Below are 25,262 nucleotides of genomic sequence, written 5' to 3'. Positions count from 1 at the left end.
CTCGATTTCTCCTCACGCGCTTCGTGTTGTAGTTTATTCGAGTTGCTTCCGCCGGGCGGAGGAGCAGGCCGCAGGGCCCGCACCTCGAGTCCGAGAAGCGCACCAAGGGTCCGTGGCGCAGCTGGTAGCGCACCTGCATGGCATGCAGGGGGTCAGGGGTTCGAATCCCCTCGGATCCACCGAAGACAGAAGCCGCCTCCGGGCGGCTTCCGTCGTTAACGGCCCCGTGCGGCGGCGGCCGGGTGCCGAAGAGGGGTCACCCGCCGCCCGGTCCCTCCGCCAGACTGGCTGCATGCCGACCCCGACCGCGCCGCGCGGCCTCATCACCCAGTTCTCGATCGTCGACGCGCTGCTCGCCGGCCTCTTCGACGGAGTCGTCTCGCGAGCCGAGGTCGATCTCGCGGGCGACTTCGGTCTCGGCTGCGGCGACCACATGGACGGTGAGCTCGTCGTCCTCGACGGGGTCCACCGTCTCTTCCGCGGCGACGGGTCGGTCAGGATCCTCGAGCCGGAGGACACCATCGCGTTCGCCGAGATCGCTCGATTCACTCCGGGGTCCTCCGAGCTGGTCGAGGGTGTCGACTCGCTCGACGCGCTGCTCGGAGCGGTCAGGCGCGCGGTGCCGAGCCCCAACGTCTTCGTCGGCGTCCGTCTCCGAGGCCGCTTCGACCGGCTGACCCTCCGCCAGCCCATCGCGCAGATCAAGCCCTACCTCCGGCTCGCCGACGCGATGCACGACCAGCGCGAGATGCACCTGCACGGAGTCGAGGGCACCCTGGTCGGATTCATCGGACCGAAGCCGTTCCAGGGGATCAGCGTCGCCGGACTGCACACCCACTTCGTCGACACGACGGGCGCCGTCGGCGGCCACGTTCTGGCCGCCTCCGGGCTCCACGGCGAGCTGGCCGTCGAGCAGTACGGAGGCATCGCCGTCCGCCTGCCGGAGTCCGAGGACTTCCTCGCCGCCGATCTCGACGAGGACGCCTCCGCCTCCGACGCCGAGATCCGCGCCGTCGAGTCGGATCACGCGCACTGACCGCCGCCCCTACCCTGGAGTCATGCCCAGCCTGCGCGACGTCCACGCCGTCATCGACCGACTCTGGCCCGAGGAGGCCGCGGAGGGCTGGGACGCACCGGGCCTCGTGACCGGTGACCCCGACGCCCCCGTCGAGCGGATCCTGCTGGCCGTCGACGTCGTCTCCGACACCGTCGCCGAGGCCGTCGCCGGGGGTCACCAGCTCCTCCTGGCCCACCACCCGCTCCTGCTGCGCGGGGTCACCTCGATCGCCGAGGACGGCTACAAGGGCCGTCTGCTCGCCGATCTGATCCGGGGCGGCTGCGCCCTCGTCTCCGCGCACACGAACGCCGACATCGTCGCCGACGGCGTCTCCGACGTCATCGCGACGCGGCTCGGGCTCACCGGGACGACACCCATCGTCCCCGGAGCCGACCCGTCCGTCGGTCTCGGCCGCGTCGGCGACCTCCCCGAGGAGGTGACGCTCGGGCGACTCGCCCGGGCCGTCGCCGAGCTGCTCCCCGCCACCGCCGGGGGAGTGCGGGTCGCCGGAGGCTACGACGCTCCCGTCCGCCGTGTCGCGCTCTGCGGAGGCGCCGGCGACTCCCTGCTCGACGAGCCCGCCGTCAGGACCAGCGACGTGTACGTCACCGCCGATCTGCGGCACCACCCGGCGTCGGAGGCGCGCGAGAAGGCGCTCCACGGCACCGGACCCGCCCTCATCGACGTCTCGCACTGGGCGAGCGAGTGGCTGTGGCTCGACGTCGCTGCCGCGGCGCTGCGGAAGGCCCTCCCCACCGTCTCCGTCACCGTCAGCGAGACCCGCACCGACCCCTGGGATTTCGCGATCGTCCACTGAGGGCCGGCCGGCACGGGAGAATGGGTGCGGCACGCCCCCTCTGTGCCGGGAACGAGGACCGCGACGTGAAAGCCAGCCCCGCAGACCAGCGCGAGCTCCTGACCCTGCAGAGTCTCGACACGCGAGGCGCCCAGCTGCGCCACGCGATCGCGACCCTGCCGCAGATCGCGAAGATCCAGGCGATGCAGGCCCGCGACGCCCAGACCCGGCGCACCCTCGCCGAGCGGGTGGGGCGCGTCGAGGACGTCCGCACGGAGCTCGGCCGCATCGAGTCCGATGTCACCGTGGTCGAGAAGCGCCTCGCGCGCGACCGCGAGCGGCTGCAGACCGCCTCCTCCACCAAGGACATCTCGGCGCTCGAGGGCGAGATCACCTCGCTGGTCAAGCGCCGCGGCGACCTCGAGGACATCGAGCTCACCCTGATGGAGCGCATCGAGGGCATCGAGGCCGAGGTCGCCGCCGCCCAGGCCGAGCGCGACGAGGTCGTCGCCGCCCTGCAGACCCTCGCCGAGGAGCGCGACGCGCAGGCCGCGAAGCTCGCCGACAAGCAGGAGGCGCTCGCCCGCGACCGGGCCTCGGTCGTCGCCACGATCCCCGAGGACCTCGTCGAGCTCTACGAGAAGCAGCGCGCCCGCTACGGCATCGGCGCGGCCCTCCTCCGCGGGAAGGTCTCCGAGGGCAGCGGTGTCGCCCTCACCGAGTCCGACCTGTCCTGGATCCGCGCCTCCGCTCCCGACGACGTCGTGCTCTGCCCCGACAGCCAGTGCATCCTCGTCCGCGGCGACGAGTCGACCCTCGCCTGACCGGAGCCGTACACTGGGGTCGCGAACGGGCCGGCAAGACGGTCGCGTCGCCGGAGCGAGAGCCCCGGCGCCGAGGAACGTCCGGGCTCCGCAGAGCAGGGCGGTGGGTAACACCCACCCGGGGCGACCCGCGAGACAGTGCCACAGAAAGCAGACCGCCACGGGCTCCGGCCCGCGGTAAGGGTGAAACGGTGGTGTAAGAGACCACCAGGGGCCGGAGTGATCCGGTCCGCTCGGTAAACCTCGCCCGGAGCAAGGTCAGACAGAGGACGATGCGGCTGCTCGTCGCGTCCTCGGGTAGACCGCTGGAGGGTCACGGCAACGTGACTCCGAGAGAGATGGCCGTCCAGCGCCCGCCGAGAGGCGCGGCGTGAACAGAACCCGGCGTATCAGCCGACCCCTTCGCCCGCAGAAGCCCGTTGCGCCCTAGCGCAGCGGGCTTCTGCGGGCTCAGGGGCCGGCTGAGTGCCCTCTACCGCGGCGGTCCCCGCCCGCCGCGGCGCAGTCGGCTCGTTCAGGTGGTCGCGTTCCGCAGAGCGTCCAGCGTCCGGCTCCGGGAAAACGCTGACACGCGTTTTCCCGATTCGCCTCGGCCCTCTTGCCGCACAACTGCCTGTGCGGCTCGAGGTGGGTGGTGAGGTGCGTGTGCGGGAGGGCTCGGCTGCGCCGTCGGCTCCTTGCGGGGCACGCAACGGAGGGGGTTCTGCCCGCCTGCTGATCGAGTTGTCCTCGCAGAGGGCGTACCCAGATCCACTACTCCAGAACGCGCACTCAGGAGACTCCTCGCGGCGGCCCTGCTGACCCGCGCAGGAGGCGTAGGCAGATCGACTGACGTCAGAACGCGCGCCCTCGAGACCCGTCGCGGCGGTCCTGCTGATCGAGTAGCCCGCGCAGCGGGCGTATCGAGATCCACCGGCGTCAGCACAGGAGGACTGCGGACCCTGCCTGCTGGCGGTGGTGGGTCTCGATACGCCCCTCCGGGGCTACTCGACCAGCAAAGGCGCCAGCAGGATCGGTGCCTGGGTGCCTCGCCTCGGCCAGGTCCGCCTTCACACCCTCCGCCCTCTACGAGGCGAACAAGCGAAACGCGTTGCAGCGTTTCGTCGTAGCCGGACGCGACACGCACTCTGGAACGCACCGCGTGACCGGCCGACCGCGCCGCGGCGGGCGGGGACCGCCGCGGAACGAGCTCAGCGCCGCACGCCGCCTCCGGCGAGGGCCGCGGCGCCGAGGATGCCGGCGTTGTTGCGGAGGGTCGCGGGGACGATGGGGGTGCGCAGGTCGAGGAGGGGGAGGAACTCGTCGTGGTGCTTCGAGACGCCTCCGCCGACGATGATGAGGTCGGGCCAGAGCAGGGCCTCGAGGTGCGAGTAGTAGCGCTGGAGGCGCTTCGCCCAGTGCTTGTAGTCGAGGTCGTCGCGCTCCTTCGCGGCGAACGACGCCTTCTTCTCGTAGTCGCCGCCGTGGATCTCGAGGTGCCCGAGCTCGGCGTTCGGGATGAGGACGCCGTCGTAGATCTGCGCGGTGCCGATGCCGGTGCCGAGCGTGGTCATCAGGACGAGGCCCTTCTTGTCCTTCGCGGCACCGAACCGCGACTCCGCGTAGCCTGCGGCGTCGGCGTCGTTGACGAAGAAGATGTCGCGGCCGATCGCGTCCTCGAACAGCTTCTCGGCCTCGAGGCCGATCCACTCGTCCGAGACGTTCGCCGCCGACATCGTCCGGCCGTGGACGACGGCGGCCGGGAAGCAGATCCCGACGGGGGTGTCGGGTGCGGCGTCCGGGATCATCGCGAGGATCTGCTGCACCGTGTCGACGATGTCCTTCGGGCGGCCGCCCTCGGGTGTCGCGACCTTCATCCGGTCGCTGAGGAGCGTCCCCTCCGAGAGGTCGACGAGCGCCCCCTTGATGCCGGTCCCCCCGATGTCGATTCCGATGGCGGTCGTCGCAGCAGTCATACCGGTCATGCTAGCGAAGCGGGACGCGCGGGATCGGGGGAGGGACCGCCGCTCCGACCGCGGCGTATGATCGGCCGCATGTCTGACGGTGACGCGAACTCCTGGTGGTACAACCTCAAGTCCGGCGCGGTGGAGCAGGGATTCGTGTCCCCCTCCGTCGATCGCGTCGGGCCCTTCCCGTCCCGGCAGGAGGCGGAGCACGCGCTCGAGAAGCTGCACGAGAACAGCCGCAGGTGGGCCGAGGAGGACGCGGCCGAGGACCGCTGACTCCTACTCGTAGCTGTGCTCGGGTGCCGGGTAGGCGCCCGACTCGACGTCGTCGCGGTACGCCGTGACCGCTCCGGTCAGGACGCCGCGGAGATCGGCGTACTGCTTGACGAAGCGCGGGACGCGGCCGGTCGTGAAGCCGGCGAAGTCCGTCCAGACGAGCAGCTGGCCGTCGACGTGGGGTCCTGCACCGACGCCGATCGTCGGGATGCGCAGCTCCTCGGTCACCTGGCGGGCGGCCTCGCTCGGCACCATCTCGAGGACGACGGCGAACGCGCCGGCCTCCTGCACGGCGCGAGCATCGGCGAGGAGCTGCTCGAGGCCGTCGCCGCGCCCCTGCACGATGTGACCGCCGAGTCCGTGCTCGCTCTGGGGCGTGAAGCCGATGTGCGCCATCACCGGGATGCCGGCGTCGACGATCCGCCGGATCTGCTCGGCCGAGCGGACACCGCCCTCGAGCTTGACGGCGTGCGCCTGCGTCTCCTTCATGAAGCGGAAGGCGGTGTGCAGCGCGTCGTCGGGACCGGACTCGTACGAGCCGAACGGCATGTCGGCGACGACGAACGCGCGCTCCACCGCGCCGGCGACCGCGCGGGCGAACGGGATGAGCTCGTCGACGGTGACCGGCAGCGTCGTGTCGTAGCCGAGCACGTTGTTGCCGGCGGAGTCGCCGACGAGGAGGAAGTCGATGCCCGCCTCGTCGAAGATCCGCGCGGTGAGCTGGTCGTAGCTCGTGAGTCCGGTGATGCGCACTCCCGATTCCTTCGCGTTCTGGAAGTGGCGGGTTCGAACGCGTTTCACGGGCTGCGCTGACATAGCCGCCAGTCTAGGCGCGGGTCGCGCATCGGGCGGGGGAGCCCTCCGCCGCACCCGCGCGGAGCCACTAGCCTTAGGGGCGAAACAGGAAGGGCCTTGATGGACAAGCAACGGGACTTCGTTCTTCGCACGATCGAAGAGCGAGGGATCAAATTCGTTCGCCTCTGGTTCACCGACGTCGTCGGCACTCTCAAGTCGGTCGCCATCGCGCCGGCCGAGGTCGAGGGCGCGTTCGCCGAGGGCCTCGGCTTCGACGGCTCCGCGATCGAGGGTCTCACCCGCTCGTTCGAGGCCGACGTCCTGGCGCACCCGGACCCGTCGACCTTCCAGATCCTCCCGTGGCGCGGCGAGATCGACCCGACCGCGCGCATGTTCTGCGACATCACGACTCCCGACGGGCAGCCGGCCGTCGCCGACCCGCGCAACGTGCTCAAGCGCACGCTCGCGAAGGCCGCGGAGCGCGGGTTCACCTTCTACACGCACCCCGAGATCGAGTTCTACCTGCTCAAGTCGTCGACCTTCGGCGCCGAGGGCCCCGAGCCCGTCGACTCCGCCGGGTACTTCGACAACGTCCCCGGAGGCACGGCGCACGACTTCCGCCGCCGTTCCGTCCGGATGCTCGAGGACCTCGGCATCTCGGTCGAGTTCAGCCACCACGAGGCGGGCCCCGGTCAGAACGAGATCGACCTGCGCTACGCGGACGCGCTGACGACCGCCGACAACATCATGACGTTCCGCACGGTCATCAAGGAGGTGGCGATCGAGCAGGGGGTCTACGCGACCTTCATGCCGAAGCCGCTCTCGGGCCACCCGGGCTCGGGCATGCACACGCACCTCTCGCTCTTCGAGGGCGACGTCAACGTGTTCTACGAGCAGGGCGCGCAGTACCAGCTGTCCAAGCTCGGCCGCCAGTTCATCGCGGGGCTTCTCAAGCACGCCCCCGAGATCACCGCGGTGACGAACCAGTTCGTCAACTCCTACAAGCGCCTCTGGGGCGGCGACGAGGCCCCGAGCTACGTCTCGTGGGGTCACAACAACCGCTCGGCCCTCGTGCGCGTCCCGCTCTACAAGCCCAACAAGGGCCAGTCGTCGCGCATCGAGTACCGCGCGCTCGACTCCGCAGCGAACCCCTACCTGGCGTACTCGCTGCTGCTGGCGGCCGGGCTCAAGGGCATCGAGGAGGGCTACGAGCTCCCCGCCGAGGCCGAGGACAACGTCTGGTCGCTGTCCGACGCCGAGCGCCGCGCGCTCGGCTACAGCCCGCTGCCGGCGAGCCTGGACCGCGCCATCTCGCTGATGGAGGACTCGGAGCTGGTCGCCGAGACGCTCGGCGAGCAGGTGTTCAACTTCGTGCTGCTCAACAAGCGGAAGGACTGGGCCGAGTACCGCGCTCAGGTCACTCCGTACGAGCTGCGCAGCAACCTCGAGATGCTCTGACCCTCTCCGCACCATGCCTCGCGAACGCACTCTCAGCGACCTCGCGCGCCTCGGATTCGCCGAACTCGGCGAGACCGGGGCGCGCCTCGCCGAGGCGGAGGAGCTCGCGGGCCGCTCGCTCGCGTCGCTCGATGCCGCGTTCGCCCGCGCCGCCGATCCGGATGCGGCGCTCCGCGCCCTGATCGACCTGCTCCGGAGCCATCGGGAGCACCTCGACCTCCTCCTCGACGACGACCAGGCGCTCACCCGGCTCCTGCTGGTGCTCGGAGCGTCCTCCGGTCTCGCCGACTTCCTGCAGCGGCGTCCCCCAGAGCTGGCGGGGTTCCGCGACCCCGTCCTCACGCTCCCCGGCCGCGCCGAGCTGCGGCGCGACCTCCTCGACTCCGTCGGTGCCGTGGACGGGTTCGCGGCGCTGCGGGAGGAGGAGGGCTGGACCGCCCTGCGCATCCGGTACCGCCGCCTCCTGACCCGCATCGTCGTGCACGACCTGAGCCAGGCCGACCCGGTCGCGGCGATCGACCGGGTCACTCGCACCCTCGCCGATCTCGCGGGAGCCGCCCTCGAGGCGTCCCTGGCCGTGGCGCGCACCGACCTCGTCGAGGGCTCCGGCCCCGGAAGGTTCACCCGCGCCGAGGTCGAGGCGACGCGCTTCGCCGTCATCGGCATGGGGAAGGCCGGCGCGTCGGAGCTCAACTACGTGTCCGACGTCGATGTCATCTTCGTCGCCGAGGGCGACCCGGAGCGCGAGCTGTCGAACGCCCGGGCGATCGACATCGCGACCCGGATGGCGGTGCTCCTGATGCGCGGCACCTCCGCTCTCGCTCTCGAGCCCGAGCTGTGGGAGGTCGACCCGAACCTCCGGCCCGAGGGCAAGCAGGGGGCGCTCGTGCGCACTCTCGAGTCGCACATCACCTACTACGACCGGTGGGCGAAGAGCTGGGAGTTCCAGGCCCTGCTCAAGGCTCGCCCGCTCGCGGGCGACCCGGAGCTCGGCCGCGCCTACGTCGAGGCCGTCGCGCCCAAGGTCTGGTCGAGCGCCTCCCGCGAGAACTTCGTCGAGTCGGTCCAGCGGATGCGCGAGCGCGTCACCGAGAACATCCCGCAGAACGACGTGCATTACCAGATCAAGCTCGGCCCGGGCGGGCTGCGCGACATCGAGTTCACGGTGCAGCTCCTGCAGCTGGTGCACGGGCAGACCGACGACGAGATCCACATGCCGGGCACGCTGCTCGCCCTGGGCGCCCTCGCCGACCGCGGCTACATCGGCCGGTCGGCGGCGGACGAGTTCGCGGAGGACTACCGCGCGCTGCGGCTGCTCGAGCACCGCCTCCAGCTGCGGAGGCTGCGACGCACGCACCTGATGCCGCGCGACGAGCACGAGCTGCGCACCCTCGCCCGGTCGAGCGGTCTCGCGAGGAGCGCCGAGGACCTCCTCGTCGTCTGGAACGGCATCAAGCACCGCGTGCGCGGCCTGCACGAGCGGCTCTTCTACCGCCCGCTGCTGTCGGCGGTCGCCGCTCTCTCCGACGGGGGAGCGGAGCTGTCGGCCGGGCAGGCCGAGGCGCGCCTGGCCGCCATCGGCTTCTCGGACGCCCGCGGCGCGCTCTCCCACATCGCGGCGATGACCTCCGGAGTGTCGCGGCGCGCGAGCATCCAGCGGCACCTCGTGCCCGTGATGCTGCAGTGGTTCGCCGACGGCCCGGACCCCGACTACGGGCTCCTCGCCTTCCGGCGGTTGAGCGACACGCTCGGCGGCACGCCGTGGTTCCTGCGGATGCTGCGCGACTCCTCCGGGGCGGCGAAGCGCCTGACGACGGTGCTCTCGGGCTCGCGCTTCGTCGGCGAGCTGCTGGACCGCATCCCCGAGTCGGCGGCCTGGCTCGAGGACGACGACGCCCTGCGGCCCCGGAGCGCCGCCGCCCTCGGTGAGGAGGTCCGCGCCGTGCTGTCGCGGCACGACACTCCGGAGGCGGTCGCCGGGGTCCTCCGCGCGATGCGCCGCCGGGAGGTGCTCCGGACGGCCATGGGCGGCGTGCTCGGGCTGAGCACGATCGAGGAGACCGCGCGCAGCCTCACCGACATCATCACGGCGCTCCTGAACGGGGTGCTCACCGCCGTGCGGCGCTCGAGCGCGCACCGGCCGGGGTCCGACGCGGAGTTCGCCGTCATCGGGATGGGCCGCTACGGGGGAGCGGAGCTGGGCTTCGGCTCCGACGCCGACGTGATGTACGTGCAGCGCCCGGGAGCGGGCGAGCCGCGGGACGCGCAGCTCTACTCGCAGTTCCTGGTCGCCGAGCTGGTGCGCCTGACCGAGGACTCCCGCCTCCCGCTCGACCTCGACGCCGATCTGCGCCCCGAGGGGAAGAACGGGCCGCTCGTGCGCTCACTCGACTCGTACCGGGCCTACTACGCGCGCTGGTCGCTGACGTGGGAGGCGCAGGCCCTCCTGCGCGCCCGCGGCGTCGCGGGAGACGCGGCGCTCGTCGCCGACTTCGAGACCCTCGCCGACGGCGTCCGCTACCCGGCGGCGATCCCGGACCGCGACGTGCGCGAGGTGAAGCGCATCAAGGCGCGCGTCGAGAAGGAGCGCCTGCCCCAGGGCGCGGACCCGATGCGCCACCTCAAGCTCGGTCGCGGCTCGCTGAGCGATGTGGAGTGGCTCGTCCAGCTGCTGCAGCTCCAGCACGCCCGCTCGATGCCGGCGCTCCGGACGACGTCGACGCTCACCGCTCTCGCCGTCGCGGAGGAGGCGGAGCTGGTGACCGGCTCCGACGCGGAGCGCCTGCGCGCGGCGTGGCGGTTCTCCTCCCGGGTGCGCTCGGCGATGACGCTCTGGTCGAACCGCACCAGCGACGTCCTGCCCACCGATCGCGGCCAGCTCGACGGGATCGCCCGCCTGCTGGAGTACCCGGCGGGCTCGGCCACCCGTCTCGAGGACGACTACCTCGGGATCACGCGCCGCGCGCGCGCCGTCTTCGAGCGCCGCTTCTACGGCCCGGTGGAGGGCGACGCGCCCACCTACCGCTGACGCCCGATCCGGTCGAGCGGCACCGCGGGAACGACGGAGGGCCGCCCTTCCGGAGAAGAGCGGCCCTCGTGGTCGTGCTCGAGGATCAGACCCCGTAGTACAGCTCGAACTCGAAGGGGTGCGGACGCTGGGCCAGCGGCTTGATCTCCTTCTCGCGCTTGTAGTCGATCCAGGTGTCGATGAGCTCCTGGGTGAACACGCCGCCCTGCAGCAGGAAGTCGTGGTCGGCCTCGAGGGCGGCCAGGGCCTCCTCGAGCGTCGCGGGAACCTGCGGGATGAGCTTGGCCTCCTCCGGGGGCAGCTCGTACAGGTCCTTGTCGACGGGCTCGTGCGGCTCGATGCGGTTCTTGATGCCGTCGATGCCGGCCATGAGCTGCGCGGCGAACGCGAGGTACGGGTTGCCCGAGGCGTCGGGCGCACGGAACTCGATGCGCTTGGCCTTCGGGTTCGTGCCCGTGATCGGGATGCGGATCGACGCGGAGCGGTTGCCGGCCGAGTAGACCAGGTTGACCGGCGCCTCGAAGCCCGGGATCAGGCGGTGGTACGAGTTGACGGTCGGGTTGGTGAAGGCCAGGACGGCGGGGGCGTGCTTGAGCAGGCCGCCGATGTACCAGCGGGCGACGTCGGAGAGTCCGCCGTAGCCGTTCTCGTCGTAGAACAGCGGCACGCCGTCGTTCCACAGTGACTGGTGGGTGTGCATGCCCGAGCCGTTGTCGCCGAAGAGGGGCTTCGGCATGAACGTGGCGGTCTTGCCCCACTGCTCGGCCGTGTTCTTGACGATGTACTTGAACTTCAGGATGTCGTCGGCCGCCGACACCATGGTGTCGAAGCGGTAGTTGATCTCGGCCTGGCCGCCGGTGCCCACCTCGTGGTGCGAGCGCTCGAGGATGAGGCCGGCGTCGATCAGCTTGAGGCAGATGTCGTCGCGGAGGTCGGCCTGCTTGTCGACCGGGCTGACGGGGAAGTAGCCGCCCTTGTAGGGCGTCTTGTTGCCGAGGTTGCCGCCCTCTTCGACGCGGCCCGAGTTCCAGGCGCCCTCGACCGAGTCGACGACGTGGAACGCAGCGTTCTGCGTGACCTCGTAGCGGACGTCGTCGAAGATGTAGAACTCCGCCTCGGGGGCGAAGAACGCGGTGTCCGCGATGCCGGTGGAGGCGAGGTACTTCTCGGCCTTCTTGGCGACCTGGCGCGGGTCCTTCGAGTAGATCTCGCCGTTGCGCGGGTTGTAGATGTCGAAGACGAGGATGAGCGTGCGCTCGACGCGGAACGGGTCCACGTAGGCCGTCGTCACATCGGGGATCAGCTGCATGTCCGACTCGTGGATGTTCGCGAATCCGCGGATGGACGACCCGTCGAACAGCTGGCCGACGGAGAAGAACTCCTCGTCCACGGTCGATGCGGGGATGTTGAAGTGCTGCTGGACACCGGGAAGATCGGTGAACCGGATGTCGAGGAACTTGACGTCCGTGTCCTTGATGAACTTGAGCACCTCGGAAGAATCTTTAAACATGCAAAGGTCTCCAATGGCATAACGGGTTGCTGCGGGACGCAGCCGTCCCAGGGTAGTGACAGGGGGTTTCCCTGCTGTGTCCCCATTGTTTCCGGCATGTTACGGACGGGCGTCGGTGCGGCTCGCAGCCCGCTCCCGATCGGCGCGCGGGCACCGCGGATAGGATCGGAGGATGCCAGGATCCGACCGCAGAACGTTCGCCGATGTCGGCCCGAGCTCGTGGCCGGGGGAGCGCCTCGGTCTTCCCGAACGGGGCCGCATGTCGGTCGGCCGGGTCGGTCGGCGGTCCGCCGCCCTCGCGGTGGACCTCGCCGTCGCCGCCCTGCTCTCGCTGGCGTTCTTCGACTACGACCGCTGGGCGAGCCTGATCCTCTTCGTCGTCCTGCAGGCCGTCTTCATCCCGACGATCGGGGGCAGCATCGGCCACCGGCTCCTCGGGATGCGCGTCATCCGCCTCGGCGGCGGCTGGGTCGGTGTGTGGCGGCCGCTGGTGCGATCGGTGCTCCTCGCGGTCCTCGTCCCGGCCCTCGTCTGGGACTCGGACCAGCGCGGCTTCCACGACAAGGTCGCGGGCACGGTCCTCGTCCGGTACTGAGCCCGGACGGCGAAGAGCCCGCACCGCCGAGGTGCGGGCTCTTCGCGTGGATCGTCAGCGGGAGCGCTGCGGGCGCACCTTGAACGGGTCGACGCCCTTGGGGATCGGCAGCGACGTGTTGAGCGACGCGAGACGGTTCTTGACGGCCAGCACCTCGGCCTTGGTCAGCACCTTCTTGGTCTTGGCGAGGGTGCGGGGCACGCGGTGCAGCGGCACGGCGTCGGCGTCGGGGCCGACGTGCACGAAGGTCACGGGGACGTTCGGGAGGATGCGGGTCACCTTGCGGCGCTCGTCCTCGAGCATGCGCTTCGTGCGGCCGGAGGGCCCCTCCGCGATCAGGACGACCCCGCCGCGACCGACGGCCCGGTAGACGGCGTCCTGGGTCTTGCCGTTGACGGCCACCGGCATCTCGCCTCCGGTCCAGGTGCCGCGCAGCCCGCTGCGGAGCACCGCGCCGACCGCACCGGGCTGGCCGGCGATCTGCCCGTAGGCGGCGCGCTCGGCCCGGCGCGAGAGCACGGCGAGCCCGGCGACCAGACCGGCCATGACGCCGACGAGGATCCAGAGCGCGATGACGAAGCCGTTGCCGTCGCCGAGCAGAACGCCGAGGAGGACGCCGAGCAGGACCGGCAGCAGCGCCGCGAGCAGGATGATCCAGATCGCGTTGCTGTCGTAGCGGCGGGTCATCTGGAACACCTGCCACATCTGCTTGAGACGTCCGGGTTCCTTGACCGCCTTCGTCGACGGTTCCGTGCTGCGTGCCATGGGGTCAAGGATACCGAGCGGACCCGCGCGAGGAGACCGATCGTCCGGATCGGGAGTCCTCCCCAGGCCCGCGCTCCTCCGATCCGTCCACCGGAGCGGCGCTGCCGGACCGGCCGGCCGCCGGGACGGTCCAGTCTCGGAGCATGGGATCGGACGCAGCAGCGCGGCAGCGCGGGACGGAGCGGCTCGGCGGCTTCGAGGTCGTCGGCTCCACGCCCCGGGGTGCGCTGGTCGTCGGAGGCGACGGCGCGGTGCTCTCCGCCCTGGTGACGACGAGAGAGAGGGCCGCCGCGGTGCTGCGGGGCCCGCTCGTGCGGCTCCCGCCTCACGAGCACCGGGAGTCGCTCGTCGAGGTCGCCGCGGCGCACGAGGCCCTCGTGCTCGTGACCGCGCCGCCGACGGTCACCACACTCGAGACGGTCCTGGCCTCGCACGAGCCGCTGACGGCCGGTGTCGTGGTCACGATCCTCGGCCCCGTCGTCGAGGCGGTCCGGGAGGCGTCGGCTCTCGGCGTCGAGCTCGTCGTCGGAGCCGAGTCGGTCGGTCTGACCGCCGAGGGGGCACCGGTCGTGCTCACCGCGGACCTCGCAGCGTCAGAGGAGTCGCCCGCCGAGGCGCTGCGCTCGCTGATCGCGAGGTGCGGGGGCCGGTGCGCCGATCGACTCGGTGTTCCGGAGGCGGGGTCCGATCTGAAGGCGCTCGAGGGCTTCCTCTACCGGGCGGCGCCTCCGCTGCCCGTGGGGCGCCTCCTGCGCGCCCGGCCGCTCGTCGCGGTAGCGACGGAGGCGCCGGTCGAGGCGACGCCGCCGTGGGCGCGACTGCGGGCCCGCCGGTCTGCCCGGGGCGGAGCGATCGCGGTACGTCGCGGGAGCATCGCGCCGTCGGAACCGGGGCGCCATCGTCGGGCGCACCCGCTGGACGGCTGGCAGGTCCGCGTGGCCGACGCGGCGAGGAAGCGCCGCGGACCGCTCGCTGCCGCAGTGGTGATCGTGATCGGAGCCGCCGTCGCCACTGCCGTGGGCGCGAGCCCCGCGCCCGGTCCCTCGGCCCCTCCGCGGACCGCCGCGACCGCCCGCCCCACGCCCGCGCCGACACCTCCGGACGCCGAGGCGACTCCCGAGTCGGCCGCGACGGAGCTGCTCTCCCGGGCCTCCGCCTGCTCGCGATCGACCGCGTCCTGCCTGGCCGCTCTGACGACTCCGGACTCGCCGCTGCGCTCGGGAGGGGCGGCACGGTTCGACGCACTGGTCCCCGTCGAGGCGGAGGTCCGCGCCGTGGTCGCCGACGAGAACGGCGGCTCGGCGCTCGTCTCCCTCGATTCGGAGCAGGGAACGACAGCGGCCTCCGTCCTGATCATCAGGACGGAGGCCGGCTGGCTCATCCGCGACGTCTTCGCCGGTGATCCGCCCTAGCGGGCGTCACCGGCGGAGGCGGCGTCAGATGCCGAGGTCGTTCTCGAACGAGCCCTCCTCGAGGCGCTCCTTGATGGCCACCAGGAAGCGGGCCGCGTCGGCGCCGTCGACCGTGCGGTGGTCGTACGACAGCGCGAGGTAGACGGTGGAGCGGATCGCGATCGCGTCCTGTCCGTCGACCTGCACCACGGCCGGCTTCTTCGAGACGATGCCGGTGCCGAGGATCGCGGTCTGCGGGAGGAAGACGACCGGGGTGTCGAAGAGCGCGCCGCGCGAACCGGTGTTGGTCAGCGTGAAGGTGCCCCCGGCGAGCTCGTCGGGCTTCAGCTTGTTGTTGCGGGTGCGCTCGGCCAGGTCGCCGATGGTGGAGGCGATCTGCGCGAGCGAGAGGTCCGCCGCGTTCTTGAGCACCGGGGTCAGCAGCCCGCGCTCGGTGTCGACCGCGATGCTGATGTTCTCGTGGTCGGGGTAGACGATCGAGTCGCCGTCGAGCGTGGAGTTGATGACCGGGTAGGCCTTCAGCGCCTCGGCGGCCGCGAGGGCGAAGAACGGGAGGAAGGACAGCTTGGCGCCGGTCTTCTCCTGGAAGCTCTTCTTGACCGAGTCGCGGAAGCGGGCGACGGCCGTGACGTCGACCTCGACCACCGAGGTGAGCTGAGCGGTCGACTGCATCGACTCGACGGCGCGCTGCGCGAGCACCTTGCGCAGGCGCGACATCTGCTGGGTGGTCCCGCGCAGAGGCGAGGTCTCGAGCGGCGTGCGAGCGGCCTTCGCGGCAGCGGCGGCGGGGGCCGACACGGGAGCCGGAGCCGACTTCGCGGCCTCGACGGCGTCGAGCACGTCCTGCTTGCGGATGCGACCGCCGACACCGGTTCCGGTGAGGGTCGTCAGGTCGATGCCGTGCTCGCTCGCGAGCTTGCGCACCAGCGGCGTGACGTAGCCGGGGTTCGAGTCGGTCGGCTCGGGCGTCGCGGCGGGAGCCGCAGCAGCGGGAGCCGCAGCAGCGGGGGCCGGGGCGGCCGCGGCGGGTGCCGGGGTGGACGGAGCGGGAGCGGAGACCTCGGGGGCCGGCTTCTCCGCCGCCGGAGCGGGCTCGGGCTCGGCGGGGGCGGGCGCCTCCTCCTCGCTGTCGGCGTCGACCGACGGCGTCGCGACCTCGGTCGGCTCGGCCTCGGCGGCGGCGACCTCGGGGGCCTCCTCCGCGGGCGCCTCGGGCTCGGCCGCCGCAGCGGCTCCCGAGCCGTCGCCGATGCGCACCAGCTCGGCGCCGACCTCGACCGTCTCGTCCTCCTGGACGAGGATCTCCTCGATGACACCGGCGACGGGCGACGGGATCTCGGTGTCGACCTTGTCGGTCGAGACCTCGAGCAGGGGCTCGTCGACCTCGACGCGGTCCCCGACGTTCTTCAGCCAGCGGGTGACCGTTCCTTCCGTGACACTCTCTCCGAGTGCCGGGAGGCTGACGGATTCGCTCATGAGCCTGTCTCCTTAAGACGCGTTGTTCGATCTTCAGTGTATGGAAACGGGAGCAGCGGGTCGCCGCTCCCGGTGGTTCTAGAGGGCGTGCAACGGCTTCCCGGCCAGGGCGAGGTGCGCTTCGCCGAGCGCCTCGTTCTGCGTGGGGTGCGCGTGCACGAGGGGGGCGACGTCCTCGGGATGGGCCTCCCAGTTGACGATGAGCTGCGCCTCGCCGATCAGCTCTCCCACGCGGGCGCCCACCATGTGCACACCTACGACCGGGCCGTCGACGAGCCGGACGACCTTGACGGATCCGGTGGTGCCGATGATCGTGCTCTTCGCGTTGCCACCGAGACCGTAGTCGTAGCTGGCGACCCGGTCGGCGCCGTACTCGGCCACGGCCCGCGCCTCGGTGAGTCCCACGGAGGCGACCTCCGGGTCGCTGTACGTCACCTTGGGCACGTTGACGTCGGCGACCACCTGCGGGCCGAGGCCCGCGATCTCCTCCGCCACGAAGATCCCCTGCTGGAAGCTGCGGTGCGCCAGCTGGAGGCCGGGGACGATGTCGCCGACCGCGTAGACGCCGGGGACCGAGGTCTGCAGGCGCTCGTCGGTGACGACGTAGCCCCGGTCGAGGCTCACGCCCACCTCGTCGAAGCCCAGCCCGGCCGTGACCGGCCCACGACCGACGGCGACGAGCAGCAGGTCGCCCTCGACGGACGCGCCGGACTCGAGCGAGACGGTCACGCCCGCGTCGGACTGGGAGACCGACGACACGCGGGAGCCGAGGGTGAAGGAGATCCCGCGCTTGCGGAAGGCCCGCTCGAGCTGCTTGCTGACGCTCTCGTCCTCGTTGGGGACCAGGTGGGGCAGCGCCTCGATGATAGTGACCTCGGCGCCGAAGGAGCGCCACACGCTCGCGAACTCGACACCGATGACGCCTCCGCCGAGCACGACCACGCGCTCGGGGACGTGATCGAGCTCGAGGGCCTGGTCGCTGGTGATCACGCGGCCGCCGATCTCGATGCCGGGGAGCGTGCGCGAGGAGGAGCCGGTGGCGAGGACGACGGAGGTGCCGTGCAGCACGTGCTCGCCGACCGTGACCGTCGTCGGTCCGGTGAGGCGGCCGTCTCCGCTCACGACGGTGATGCCGCGGGCCGAGACGAGACTCTGCAGGCCCTTGTACTTGCCGGCGACGACGCCCTCGCGGTAGCGCGTGACCTGCGCGATGTCGATGCCCTGGAACGAGGCCAGGACTCCGTACTTCTGCGCGTCCTTCGCGCCGTCCGCGAGCTCCGCGGCGTGCAGCAGGGCCTTGGTGGGCACGCAGCCGCGGTGCAGGCACGTGCCGCCGAGCTTGTCGCGCTCGACGATCGCGACGCTCATGCCGAGCTGGGTCGCCCGGAGGGCCGCTGCGTACCCGCCGCTGCCACCACCGAGCACGACGAGGTCGTAGCGCTCTTCCGACACCGAGTGACTCCCTTGCGACGTGCGGTCCCCCTCGCTTCCTGACCGGTCCGGCGCAGTGCGCACGGGGCCGAGGACGGGGGACGAGGCGGGATCTCCCGCCCCGTCGACCCTACTACGCGCTCGCGAAGTGCTCGGCCAGGGCGAGGAGCGCCCTCACCGAGACGCCGGTCGGGCCGCCGGCGGTGAAGCCGTACGCCCCGCCCGCGTTGTTCGCGGCGCCGGCGATGTCGAGGTGCGCCCAGGGGATGGTGGTGGCGTCGTCGCCCTCGCCGCGCGTGCCGACGAACTCGCGGAGGAAGTGGCCGGCGATCAGCATGCCGCCCGCGGTGTTGCCCGGCTTCACGTTCGCGATGTCGGCGATGTCGGAGTTGAGCAGCGGGCGCAGCTCGGCGGGGAGGGGCATGTGCCAGAACGGCTCGCCGGCCCGCGCGGCCGCGCTCAGCACGGTGCGGATCAGCTCGTCCTCGCCCATGACGCCCGTGTAGCGGTTGCCGAGCGCGACGGAGGCGGCGCCGGTCAGCGTCGCGACGTCGATGATCGCGTCGGGCTGCTCCTCGCTCGCGGCGACGAGGCCGTCGGCGAGGACGAGCCGGCCCTCGGCGTCGGTGTTGAGGACCTCGACGGTCGTGCCGCCGCGGATGGTCAGGACGTCGTTCGGGCGGATCGCCGTCCCGGACGGCAGGTTCTCGGCGAGGCAGAGCCAGGCGGTCACCCGCACCGGCAGCCGCAGCTCGGCGACGGCCCTGGCGACCGCGTAGACGGTCGCGGCGCCGGTCATGTCGTACTTCATGCCGATCATCGAGGTCGGCGGCTTCAGCGAGAGTCCGCCGCTGTCGAAGGTGATGCCCTTGCCGACCAGCGCGAGGTGCGCGCCGGCGCCCTCGGGGTCGTACGCCACCTTCACGAGGCGCGGCGGCCGGGAGGATCCGGCTCCCACTCCGAGGATCCCGCCGAAGCCCTCCTCCTCGAGCGCCTCCTCGTCCCACACGGTGACCTCGAGGGGGAGACCCTCGACTCCGCTCTGCACGGCCTCGGCGAGGGTCTGCGGGTACAGGTGCGACGGCGGGGTGTTGACGAGGTCCTTCACGGCGGCGACGGCGCGGCTGATCGCCAGCGCGCGCTCGAGTACGGCCGTGTCGGCACCCTCGGGAGCGACGACGACGACGTCCCGGACCGGCTGCTTGACCGACTCCGCGGTGCTGCTGCGGAAGGCCGAGAAGGCGTACGCACCGAGCGCGGCGCCCTCGGCCACGGCCGCGAGAGCGCCCTCGGCGGCGACGGGCAGGGCCAGGGCCGCGGAGGCGGTGCCCGCGAGCGAGCGCACGGCCAGCCCGGCGGCGGCCCGGAGGACCGTCGCCGAGGGCTCCGCGGATCCGAGGCCGACGAGCACGACGACCCCAGCTCGCAGCGGGGAGGGGACGCGGACGAGCGTCTCGACGGCGCCCGTCACTCCGAGAGAAGGGAGAGCGGCGGTGAGCTCGTCGAGGCCGTCCACGCCGACCAGCCGCGGGCCGTCCGGTCCCGGTGCGACCCCGAGGACGAGGGCGTCGGAGTCGATGTCGGAGACGGGAGCGGTCGAGAACTCGAGAGAGGAGAGGGGCATGCGCGCAATGCTAGGCGCTGTTCGCTGAGGGCTCAGCGCCGTCGCCCGGGCCCCGGAGCACCGCCGTCTACAGTGGATCGCATGCTGGATCCGGAAGACCTGTTCGAGATCGAGGGCGACCTGTCGGAGGTTCCGCGCGGGCTGCACCTCGTCGCGGGGCTGACCGGTTTCGCCGACGCCGGAGGCGCCGTGGGGCAGCTGGGGGAGTACCTCCTCGACACGCTGCAGCACCGCGTGGTCGTCGAGTTCGACCAGGACCAGCTGCTCGACTACCGCGCCCGTCGCCCGATCATCACCTTCGATCAGGACCACCTGACCGACTACCGCCCGGCCACCCTCCGCCTCTCGCTCGCGCACGACGAGCTGCACCAGCCGTTCCTGCTGCTGACGGGCTTCGAGCCCGACTTCCAGTGGGAGCGGTTCACCCGGGCGGTGCTCGCACTCGTCGACCGGCTCGGGATCGCGAGCACCACCTGGGTGCACGCCATCCCGATGCCCGTCCCGCACACGCGACCGGTCGGAGTCACCGTGAGCGGCAACCGCGAGGACCTCATCGAGGCGATGTCGGTGTGGAAGCCGCACACCCAGGTCCCCTCCAACGTGCTGCACCTGCTCGAGTACCGGCTCTACGAGCGCGGACTGCCCGCGGTCGGCTTCGCGCTGCTCATCCCGCACTACCTCTCGGACACCGAGTACCCGCAGGCGGCCGTCGCCGCGCTCGAGAGCATCTCGGCGTCGACGGGGCTGATCTTCCCGACCGATCGCCTGCGCGAGAGCGGGCGGGAGTTCCTCGCGAAGGTCGACGAGCAGGTCGCGGGCAACGAGGAGCTGCAGAAGCTGGTCGCCGCCCTCGAGGCCCGGCACGACACCTACATGGAGGGGACGAGCCTCCGCTCGCCCCTCACCGACGAGGACGGCTTCGTGCCGAGCGCGGACGCCCTCGCCGCCGAGCTCGAGAAGTTCCTCGCGATCCGCCGCCCCGGGGACGAGCCCGCCGCCTCCTGAGCCGCCGCTAGGCTCCCACGAGTGCGATCTTCTCGAGCCTGGTTCGTCTTCGGTGCCGGCGCGTTCGCGTACCTGGTCGCGGTCCTGGACCGCACGACGCTCGGTGTCGCGGGAGTCGATGCCGCTGCCCGGTTCGGAGTGGCGGCCGCCGTCCTGTCCTCGCTGGCCGTCGTCCAGCTGATCGTCTACGCGGCGATGCAGATCCCCGTCGGGATCCTGATCGACCGCTTCGGGCCGAAGACGCTGATCGTGAGCGGGACGGCGCTGATGATGGCCGGGCAGATCGTGCTCGCGATCGCTCCCTCGATCGGCGTCGCGATCGGCGGCCGCATCCTCGTCGGGGCGGGGGACGCGGCGATCTTCACGTCGGTCATCCGTCTCACCGTCACCTGGTTCAGCGGGCCGCTCGTCCCGCAGCTCTCGCAGTGGATCGGCAACATCGGCCAGATCGGGCAGATCCTCTCGGCGCTGCCCTTCGCGGCCCTCCTGCACTCCGCCGGCTGGACCCCGGCCTTCCTCTCGGCTGCGGGTCTGGGCGCCGTCGCGATCCTCGGGGTGATCCTGTTCGTCAGCGACGTCCCGCCGCGCACGGAGCCGATCGTCCTGGTGCCGCCGACGCTGCGGGCGACCGTCGCGCAGCTCGCCGTCAGCCTCCGCCGGCCGGGGACGCAGCTCGGCTTCTGGTCGCACTTCGTGACGCAGTCCTCGGGCACCGTCTTCACGCTGCTCTGGGGCTACCCGTTCCTCGTCTACGCGATCGGCCTCCCGCCGGGCACGGCCGCGCCGACCCTGACGATCGTCGTTGTCGCCGGCATCGTCGTCGGACCGGTGCTCGGCGTCCTGACCGCGCGGCACCCGATGCGCCGGAGCAACCTCGTCATCGCCATCGTCTCGACCATGGCCGTGGCCTGGACCGTCGTCCTGCTCTGGCCGGGCGTCCCGCCGTACTGGCTGATCGTCCTCCTGCTGATCGTCATCGGCGCGGGCGGTCCCGGCTCGATGATCGGCTTCGACTTCGCCCGCACCTTCAACCCGAAGCGCAGTCTCGGTGCCGCGAACGGCGTCGTGAACGTCGGCGGGTTCCTCGCCAGCTTCACGATGATGTTCCTGATGGGCCTCGTGCTCGACGCCCTCGCCGGCCCCGGAGCGGACTCCGCCGACCTCTACTCGATGGAGCACTTCCGGCTCGCCTGGTGCGTGCAGTACGTCGTCGTCGGCGCCGGAGTCGTCGGACTCGTCAGTGCGCGGCGCCGGACCCGCCGTCGTCTCGCGGAGGACGAGGGAATAATGGTGGCCCCTCTCTGGGTTGCACTGAGTGACCGGCTCCGTCGTGGACGCTCGGGACGCTGACCGCCGCATCGGGACCGTCTCGACACACGATGTCCCGTTCGGATCGGCGTCCTGACGGGCGGATCGGCGGATCCGCGCTCGCCGAACTGCCGAGCGGCACGATCGCACTACCCAGGCGTGCAATAATTGTCAATAGGACCCGTTCGGGTCGAGGAGCACCACGTCGGCATCCGGCGTGCGACGTCCCCGACTTGACATGGGTCCTCGTAATGCCCACCGACGGACGACGCTCTCCCGGCGCCGTCCGCTACCGGGACGCAACGGATGGAGAGGTGCCGCTATGGCCACCAGGACTACCAAGACAGCCACCCTCGACGCCGTCGACGACGACGCGACGACGACGACCAAGAAGCCGGCCGCGCGCAAGCCCGCCGCTGCGAAGACCCCGCGCGCCCGCGCCTCCGCGAAGACGGCTGCACCCGCCGTCGACGAGGAGACCGCCGACGCTCCCGAGCCCGACGAGGCGGACGCCCCGGACGACGACGAGACCGAGACGGTCGTCGACGAGCCCGAGGCCGACGCCAAGGACGACTCCGAGACCCCCGACAGCCCGGTCGCGGTCGTCGCCGCCCCCGCGGAGCCCCTCCCGAGCGGTGCCCTGGTGCTGTCGTTCGGCGGCGACGACGACGAGGTCCCGGTCTACTCGACCGCGATCACCGGAGCGACCGCCGACCCCGTCAAGGACTACCTCAAGCAGATCGGCAAGGTCGCGCTCCTGAACGCGGCCGAGGAGGTCGAGCTCGCGATGCGCATCGAGGCGGGCCTCTTCGCCGAGGACAAGCTCGCGAACTCGAGCGACCTCAGCCCGGAGCTCGTCCGCGAGCTGCGCTGGGTCGCCAAGGACGGACAGCGCGCCAAGAGCCACCTGCTCGGCGCCAACCTCCGCCTCGTCGTGAGCCTCGCGAAGCGCTACACGGGCCGCGGGATGCAGTTCCTGGACCTCATCCAGGAGGGCAACCTCGGTCTCATCCGGGCCGTCGAGAAGTTCGACTACACCAAGGGCTTCAAGTTCTCGACCTACGCGACCTGGTGGATCCGCCAGGCGATCACCCGCGCGATGGCAGACCAGGCGCGCACCATCCGCATCCCGGTGCACATGGTCGAGGTCATCAACAAGCTCGCCCGCGTGCAGCGCCAGATGCTCCAGGACCTGGGGCGCGAGCCCACCCCGGAGGAGCTGTCGCGCGAGCTCGACATGACCCCCGAGAAGGTCATCGAGGTGCAGAAGTACGGTCGCGAGCCGATCTCGCTGCACACCCCCCTGGGCGAGGACGGCGACAGCGAGTTCGGCGACCTCATCGAGGACACCGAGGCCGTCGTGCCCGCCGACGCGGTGGGCTTCACGATGCTGCAGAAGCAGCTCGAGTCGCTCCTCGACTCTCTCTCGGAGCGCGAGGCGGGCGTGATCCGCATGCGCTTCGGCCTCGGCGACGGCATGCCGAAGACGCTCGACCAGATCGGCGACACGTTCGGCGTCACGCGCGAGCGGATCCGTCAGATCGAGTCGAAGACGATGGCCAAGCTCCGCCACCCCTCGCGCTCGCAGTCGCTCCGCGACTACCTCGAGTAGGCCGGTGATCCGCTACGCGCCGGCGGTCCTCCTGGGGAGGGCCGCCCGCTTCGCGGCGCGAGTGAGGAAGCCGGGCGGCGGATCCGCCGTCCCCGGCCTGGTGGTGAACCGCATCGCGCCGGGATTCCTCCCCGCCGTCCTCGACGGCTTCCCCGAGGGGCTCGTCGTCGTCACCGGTTCCGCCGGCAAGTCGACGACGACGAAGATGCTCGTCGCGGTGCTGCGCGCCCACGGCCTGAGCGTCTTCACGAACCCCTCGACCGCGAACATCGCGCAGGGCCTGACCTCGGCACTCCTCGAGCGCGCGGACCTGCGCGGTCGCATCGACGCCGACATCGCCGTCCTGGAGATGGACGAGGGCCACGGAGCCCGCCTGGCGCCGCGGATGAGCCCGCGCGTCGTGTTGCTGACGAACGTCGTCGTCGACCAGATCGACCGCTTCTTCGACCCCGCCATGGTCGCGCGGATGCTCGCCGCCATCGCGACGAGGGCCACCGGACCGGTCGTCCTGAACGCCGACGACCGGCACGTCGCCGACATCGCGTCCGCGCTCCCCGCCGACTCCGTGCGCTGGTACGGCGTCTCCTCGGCCGTCAAGGACGGCGCCGCGGGCGGGCTCGGCTACGCGTCCGTCGCGGACTCCGGTGCGGACCGCGCCACCACCGTCGTCGAGAGCACCTCCGGCGCGGCCGCGACGATCGTCACCGACGGCACCTCGCTCCGACTGCGCCTGCCGGCCCGTGGCGTCCACTACGCCGTCGATGCGGCCGCAGCGGTCTCGGCGGCGCGCGCTGTGCTCGGCGAGCGTTTCGACGCCGGCACCGCCTCCGCCGCCCTCTCGTCGATCGACCCGGTCTTCGGACGCGGGGAGGTCGTCACCGTGCGCGGGCAGGAGGTGGAGTTCGTGCTGGTGCAGAACCCGGCGAGCTACCGCTTGAATCTCGCGGAGATCCCGGAGGGCACCGAGCAGGTGATGCTCGCGATCGGCTCCGACGTCCGCGACCCGTCCTACTTCTGGCCCGTCGACACGTCGCGACTCGGCCGCGTCCGCATCGTCTCGGGGTCGAAGGCGCACGAGGCCGCGCTGCAGCTGCGCTACGACGGAGTCGCGATCGACTCCGTGGACGAGGATCTCGGCCGCGCGCTCGATGCGTTCCTCGCCCTCCCCGCGCCGTCCACCGGTCGCAAGACGATCGTCTTCTCGGCCGACTCGATGCGCCGGACCCGTGCGCACCTGCAGCTGGCCTCCAACCGCGAGGAGGACTCGTGACCGCTCTCCGCATCGGCGTTCTGGCGCCGGAGGTCCTCGACAGCAACGGCGACGCGGCCAACGCCCGCGTCCTCGTGGCCCGTGCCCGATGGTCGGGGCTGGACGCCGAACTCGTCCCGCTCCGCACGGCGGAGGGCTTCGCGATCCGACCGGACGTCGTGGTGGCGGGCACCGGGGCCGACCAGGACCTTCCCGACGTGCTCGGCCTGCTGCTCGAGAACGCCTCAGCTCTGAGGGGCTGGGTCACCGATGGGACCGAGATCGTGGCGGTCGGCGCCGGCTGGCAGCTCCTCACCGAGTCGTTCACCACGCCGACGGGGGTCGTGGCCGGCGTCGGCGTCTTCCCCGGGCGCTCCGTCGCGGGGGAGCGGGTGACCGACGACCTCGTCGTGTCCTCCGGTGCCGACACGCTGGTCGGCTTCGAGAACCACGTCCGGCGCGTCGAAGGAATCGACCCGGCGCACGTGCTCGGCACGGTGCTGCACGGCGTGGGCGACGGGGGCGGAGTCGAGGGCTACCGCGACGGCGGCCTGCTCGGCACGCACCTGCACGGCCCCGTCCTGGCTAAGAACCCGGTCCTCGCCGACGCGATCCTCACTCGGATCTCCGGGCGCCGCTCACTCGTCTACACGACGACCGACGCCCGCCTCCGTGCCGCCGATGAAACGGCACGAGCCGCCCGCGAAGTGATCGCGAAGCGGCTCGGTGTCGTTCGGTAGGACGCGTCAGCGCCGCACCGTTCGTTCGTCGTGGCTCAGGGGCGCTGCTCCTCGAAGAGCCGCGCGGACTCGTCGTGCCAGCTCTGCGCGATGCTCGAGAGCTTCTCCTGGTACTTCTTGCCGTGGTGCGAGCAGAAGAGGAGCTCTCCGCTGTTCACGACGACTCGGATGTACGCCTGCGCGCCGCAGCTGTCGCAGCGGTCGGCGGCGGAGAGCTGGTGGGCGCCAGCGAGTTCGTCCACGCCGTTCTGGGTTGCTGTGGTCGACATGACTTGGCCTCCTGCACTCGGTCTTCGATCTCTGCTTAGTGGAACCATCAAAGCACGCGAATGTTTCCACGTAGAGACGATCCCGC

Annotated in this window: 21 protein-coding genes, 1 tRNA gene and 1 other RNA gene; 15 read left to right on the top strand and 8 right to left on the bottom strand. The window is 71.5% G+C overall.

Annotated features, from left to right (window positions below):
• The first annotated feature begins 106 nt into the window (after positions 1-106).
• From GSU68_RS09310 to rnpB, 5 genes are all read left to right on the top strand, one after another.
• Positions 107-179 (top strand) — tRNA-Ala (locus tag GSU68_RS09310).
• A gap of 113 nt (positions 180-292) precedes the next feature.
• Positions 293-1,036, top strand: a complete 744-nt coding sequence (locus GSU68_RS09305) for an acetolactate decarboxylase (protein WP_159907571.1) — start codon at positions 293-295, stop codon at positions 1,034-1,036.
• Between the two features lie 22 nt (positions 1,037-1,058).
• A complete protein-coding gene (locus GSU68_RS09300; RefSeq protein WP_159907568.1) occupies positions 1,059-1,874 on the top strand; it encodes a Nif3-like dinuclear metal center hexameric protein in 816 nt (271 codons plus the stop codon).
• Between the two features lie 65 nt (positions 1,875-1,939).
• On the top strand, positions 1,940-2,677 hold the full coding sequence (locus GSU68_RS09295) for a hypothetical protein (RefSeq protein ID WP_159907548.1): 738 nt from the start codon (positions 1,940-1,942) through the stop codon (positions 2,675-2,677).
• 26 nt (positions 2,678-2,703) lie between these two features.
• Positions 2,704-3,082, top strand: an RNA gene (gene rnpB, locus GSU68_RS09290) — RNase P RNA component class A.
• Between the two features lie 785 nt (positions 3,083-3,867).
• On the opposite strand, the gene ppgK is transcribed toward rnpB, so the two are convergent.
• Positions 3,868-4,632, bottom strand: coding sequence for a polyphosphate--glucose phosphotransferase (gene ppgK, locus GSU68_RS09285; RefSeq protein ID WP_159907545.1), 765 nt, complete (start codon positions 4,630-4,632; stop codon positions 3,868-3,870).
• A 78-nt stretch (positions 4,633-4,710) separates the two neighbouring features.
• On the opposite strand from ppgK, the gene GSU68_RS09280 reads away from it, so the two are divergent.
• Entirely contained in the window at positions 4,711-4,899 is a 189-nt protein-coding gene (locus GSU68_RS09280) for an SPOR domain-containing protein (RefSeq protein WP_159907543.1), read from the top strand.
• A gap of 3 nt (positions 4,900-4,902) precedes the next feature.
• Here the strand turns inward: GSU68_RS09280 and panB are convergent, their stop codons facing one another.
• Entirely contained in the window at positions 4,903-5,715 is an 813-nt protein-coding gene (gene panB, locus GSU68_RS09275; RefSeq protein WP_159907541.1) for a 3-methyl-2-oxobutanoate hydroxymethyltransferase, read from the bottom strand.
• 99 nt (positions 5,716-5,814) lie between these two features.
• Between panB and GSU68_RS09270 the strand changes: the two genes are divergently transcribed.
• Positions 5,815-7,152, top strand: a complete 1,338-nt coding sequence (locus GSU68_RS09270; protein ID WP_159907538.1) for a glutamine synthetase family protein — start codon at positions 5,815-5,817, stop codon at positions 7,150-7,152.
• 13 nt (positions 7,153-7,165) lie between these two features.
• Positions 7,166-10,180, top strand: a complete 3,015-nt coding sequence (locus tag GSU68_RS09265; protein WP_159907535.1) for a bifunctional [glutamine synthetase] adenylyltransferase/[glutamine synthetase]-adenylyl-L-tyrosine phosphorylase — start codon at positions 7,166-7,168, stop codon at positions 10,178-10,180.
• Positions 10,181-10,265: 85 nt separating this feature from the next.
• Here GSU68_RS09265 and glnA read toward each other — a convergent pair whose 3' ends face one another.
• The gene (gene glnA / locus GSU68_RS09260; RefSeq protein WP_159907533.1) at positions 10,266-11,690 is read right to left on the bottom strand and encodes a type I glutamate--ammonia ligase; all 1,425 of its coding nucleotides are present in this window, start codon (positions 11,688-11,690) and stop codon (positions 10,266-10,268) included.
• 172 nt (positions 11,691-11,862) lie between these two features.
• On the opposite strand from glnA, the gene GSU68_RS09255 reads away from it, so the two are divergent.
• A complete protein-coding gene (locus tag GSU68_RS09255) occupies positions 11,863-12,285 on the top strand; it encodes an RDD family protein (protein WP_159907531.1) in 423 nt (140 codons plus the stop codon).
• 54 nt (positions 12,286-12,339) lie between these two features.
• Here GSU68_RS09255 and GSU68_RS09250 read toward each other — a convergent pair whose 3' ends face one another.
• The gene (locus tag GSU68_RS09250; protein WP_159907529.1) at positions 12,340-13,050 is read right to left on the bottom strand and encodes a DUF4191 domain-containing protein; all 711 of its coding nucleotides are present in this window, start codon (positions 13,048-13,050) and stop codon (positions 12,340-12,342) included.
• Positions 13,051-13,193: 143 nt separating this feature from the next.
• Between GSU68_RS09250 and GSU68_RS09245 the strand changes: the two genes are divergently transcribed.
• Positions 13,194-14,462 (top strand): hypothetical protein, encoded by a 1,269-nt coding sequence (locus GSU68_RS09245; RefSeq protein WP_159907527.1) that lies wholly within the window; start codon positions 13,194-13,196, stop codon positions 14,460-14,462.
• 24 nt (positions 14,463-14,486) lie between these two features.
• On the opposite strand, the gene sucB is transcribed toward GSU68_RS09245, so the two are convergent.
• The 3 genes from sucB to GSU68_RS09230 form a co-directional block, all read right to left on the bottom strand.
• Complete coding sequence (sucB, locus tag GSU68_RS09240; protein ID WP_159907512.1) at positions 14,487-15,938, bottom strand: 2-oxoglutarate dehydrogenase, E2 component, dihydrolipoamide succinyltransferase; 1,452 nt, start codon at positions 15,936-15,938, stop codon at positions 14,487-14,489.
• A 78-nt stretch (positions 15,939-16,016) separates the two neighbouring features.
• Positions 16,017-17,390 carry a dihydrolipoyl dehydrogenase gene (lpdA, locus tag GSU68_RS09235; protein ID WP_159907509.1) on the bottom strand — a complete coding sequence of 458 codons (1,374 nt, stop codon included), beginning with the start codon at positions 17,388-17,390 and terminating at the stop codon, positions 16,017-16,019.
• A gap of 112 nt (positions 17,391-17,502) precedes the next feature.
• Positions 17,503-18,993, bottom strand: coding sequence for a leucyl aminopeptidase (locus tag GSU68_RS09230; protein ID WP_159907508.1), 1,491 nt, complete (start codon positions 18,991-18,993; stop codon positions 17,503-17,505).
• 81 nt (positions 18,994-19,074) lie between these two features.
• Between GSU68_RS09230 and GSU68_RS09225 the strand changes: the two genes are divergently transcribed.
• The 5 genes from GSU68_RS09225 to GSU68_RS09205 all read left to right on the top strand — a co-directional run bounded on the left by GSU68_RS09225 (position 19,075) and on the right by GSU68_RS09205 (position 24,907).
• On the top strand, positions 19,075-19,998 hold the full coding sequence (locus tag GSU68_RS09225) for a PAC2 family protein (protein ID WP_159907506.1): 924 nt from the start codon (positions 19,075-19,077) through the stop codon (positions 19,996-19,998).
• Between the two features lie 21 nt (positions 19,999-20,019).
• A complete protein-coding gene (locus tag GSU68_RS09220) occupies positions 20,020-21,348 on the top strand; it encodes an MFS transporter (protein ID WP_159907504.1) in 1,329 nt (442 codons plus the stop codon).
• Positions 21,349-21,628: 280 nt separating this feature from the next.
• Positions 21,629-22,918 (top strand): RNA polymerase sigma factor, encoded by a 1,290-nt coding sequence (locus tag GSU68_RS09215; RefSeq protein ID WP_159907502.1) that lies wholly within the window; start codon positions 21,629-21,631, stop codon positions 22,916-22,918.
• Between the two features lie 4 nt (positions 22,919-22,922).
• Positions 22,923-24,188: a MurT ligase domain-containing protein gene (locus GSU68_RS09210; protein ID WP_159907499.1), complete on the top strand. Its 1,266-nt coding sequence runs from the start codon at positions 22,923-22,925 to the stop codon at positions 24,186-24,188.
• Positions 24,185-24,907 carry a cobyric acid synthase gene (locus GSU68_RS09205; RefSeq protein WP_159907496.1) on the top strand — a complete coding sequence of 241 codons (723 nt, stop codon included), beginning with the start codon at positions 24,185-24,187 and terminating at the stop codon, positions 24,905-24,907. Before GSU68_RS09210 ends, GSU68_RS09205 begins: the two co-directional genes overlap by 4 nt.
• A gap of 35 nt (positions 24,908-24,942) precedes the next feature.
• Here the strand turns inward: GSU68_RS09205 and GSU68_RS09200 are convergent, their stop codons facing one another.
• Complete coding sequence (locus GSU68_RS09200) at positions 24,943-25,176, bottom strand: hypothetical protein (protein ID WP_056043754.1); 234 nt, start codon at positions 25,174-25,176, stop codon at positions 24,943-24,945.
• Positions 25,177-25,262: the final 86 nt, after the last annotated feature.

The sequence above is a fragment of the Rathayibacter sp. VKM Ac-2759 genome (assembly GCF_009834225.1).
Taxonomy (GTDB): Bacteria; Actinomycetota; Actinomycetes; order Actinomycetales; family Microbacteriaceae; genus Rathayibacter.
Note: the sequence above shows the minus strand (reverse complement) of the source record. Positions and strands in the feature narration are given on the sequence as shown.

Bases quoted from the DNA above. Each gene is read 5' to 3' on its own strand.
- GSU68_RS09305 (WP_159907571.1), top strand. From the start codon at position 293: ATGCCGACCCCGACCGCGCCGCGCGGCCTCATCACCCAGTTCTCGATC.
- GSU68_RS09300 (WP_159907568.1), top strand. From the start codon at position 1,059: ATGCCCAGCCTGCGCGACGTCCACGCCGTCATCGACCGACTCTGGCCC.
- ppgK (WP_159907545.1), bottom strand. From the start codon at position 4,632: ATGACTGCTGCGACGACCGCCATCGGAATCGACATCGGGGGGACCGGC.
- GSU68_RS09280 (WP_159907543.1), top strand. From the start codon at position 4,711: ATGTCTGACGGTGACGCGAACTCCTGGTGGTACAACCTCAAGTCCGGC.
- panB (WP_159907541.1), bottom strand. From the start codon at position 5,715: ATGTCAGCGCAGCCCGTGAAACGCGTTCGAACCCGCCACTTCCAGAAC.
- GSU68_RS09270 (WP_159907538.1), top strand. From the start codon at position 5,815: ATGGACAAGCAACGGGACTTCGTTCTTCGCACGATCGAAGAGCGAGGG.
- GSU68_RS09265 (WP_159907535.1), top strand. From the start codon at position 7,166: ATGCCTCGCGAACGCACTCTCAGCGACCTCGCGCGCCTCGGATTCGCC.
- glnA (WP_159907533.1), bottom strand. From the start codon at position 11,690: ATGTTTAAAGATTCTTCCGAGGTGCTCAAGTTCATCAAGGACACGGAC.
- GSU68_RS09255 (WP_159907531.1), top strand. From the start codon at position 11,863: ATGCCAGGATCCGACCGCAGAACGTTCGCCGATGTCGGCCCGAGCTCG.
- GSU68_RS09250 (WP_159907529.1), bottom strand. From the start codon at position 13,050: ATGGCACGCAGCACGGAACCGTCGACGAAGGCGGTCAAGGAACCCGGA.
- GSU68_RS09245 (WP_159907527.1), top strand. From the start codon at position 13,194: ATGGGATCGGACGCAGCAGCGCGGCAGCGCGGGACGGAGCGGCTCGGC.
- sucB (WP_159907512.1), bottom strand. From the start codon at position 15,938: ATGAGCGAATCCGTCAGCCTCCCGGCACTCGGAGAGAGTGTCACGGAA.
- GSU68_RS09230 (WP_159907508.1), bottom strand. From the start codon at position 18,993: ATGCCCCTCTCCTCTCTCGAGTTCTCGACCGCTCCCGTCTCCGACATC.
- GSU68_RS09225 (WP_159907506.1), top strand. From the start codon at position 19,075: ATGCTGGATCCGGAAGACCTGTTCGAGATCGAGGGCGACCTGTCGGAG.
- GSU68_RS09215 (WP_159907502.1), top strand. From the start codon at position 21,629: ATGGCCACCAGGACTACCAAGACAGCCACCCTCGACGCCGTCGACGAC.
- GSU68_RS09200 (WP_056043754.1), bottom strand. From the start codon at position 25,176: ATGTCGACCACAGCAACCCAGAACGGCGTGGACGAACTCGCTGGCGCC.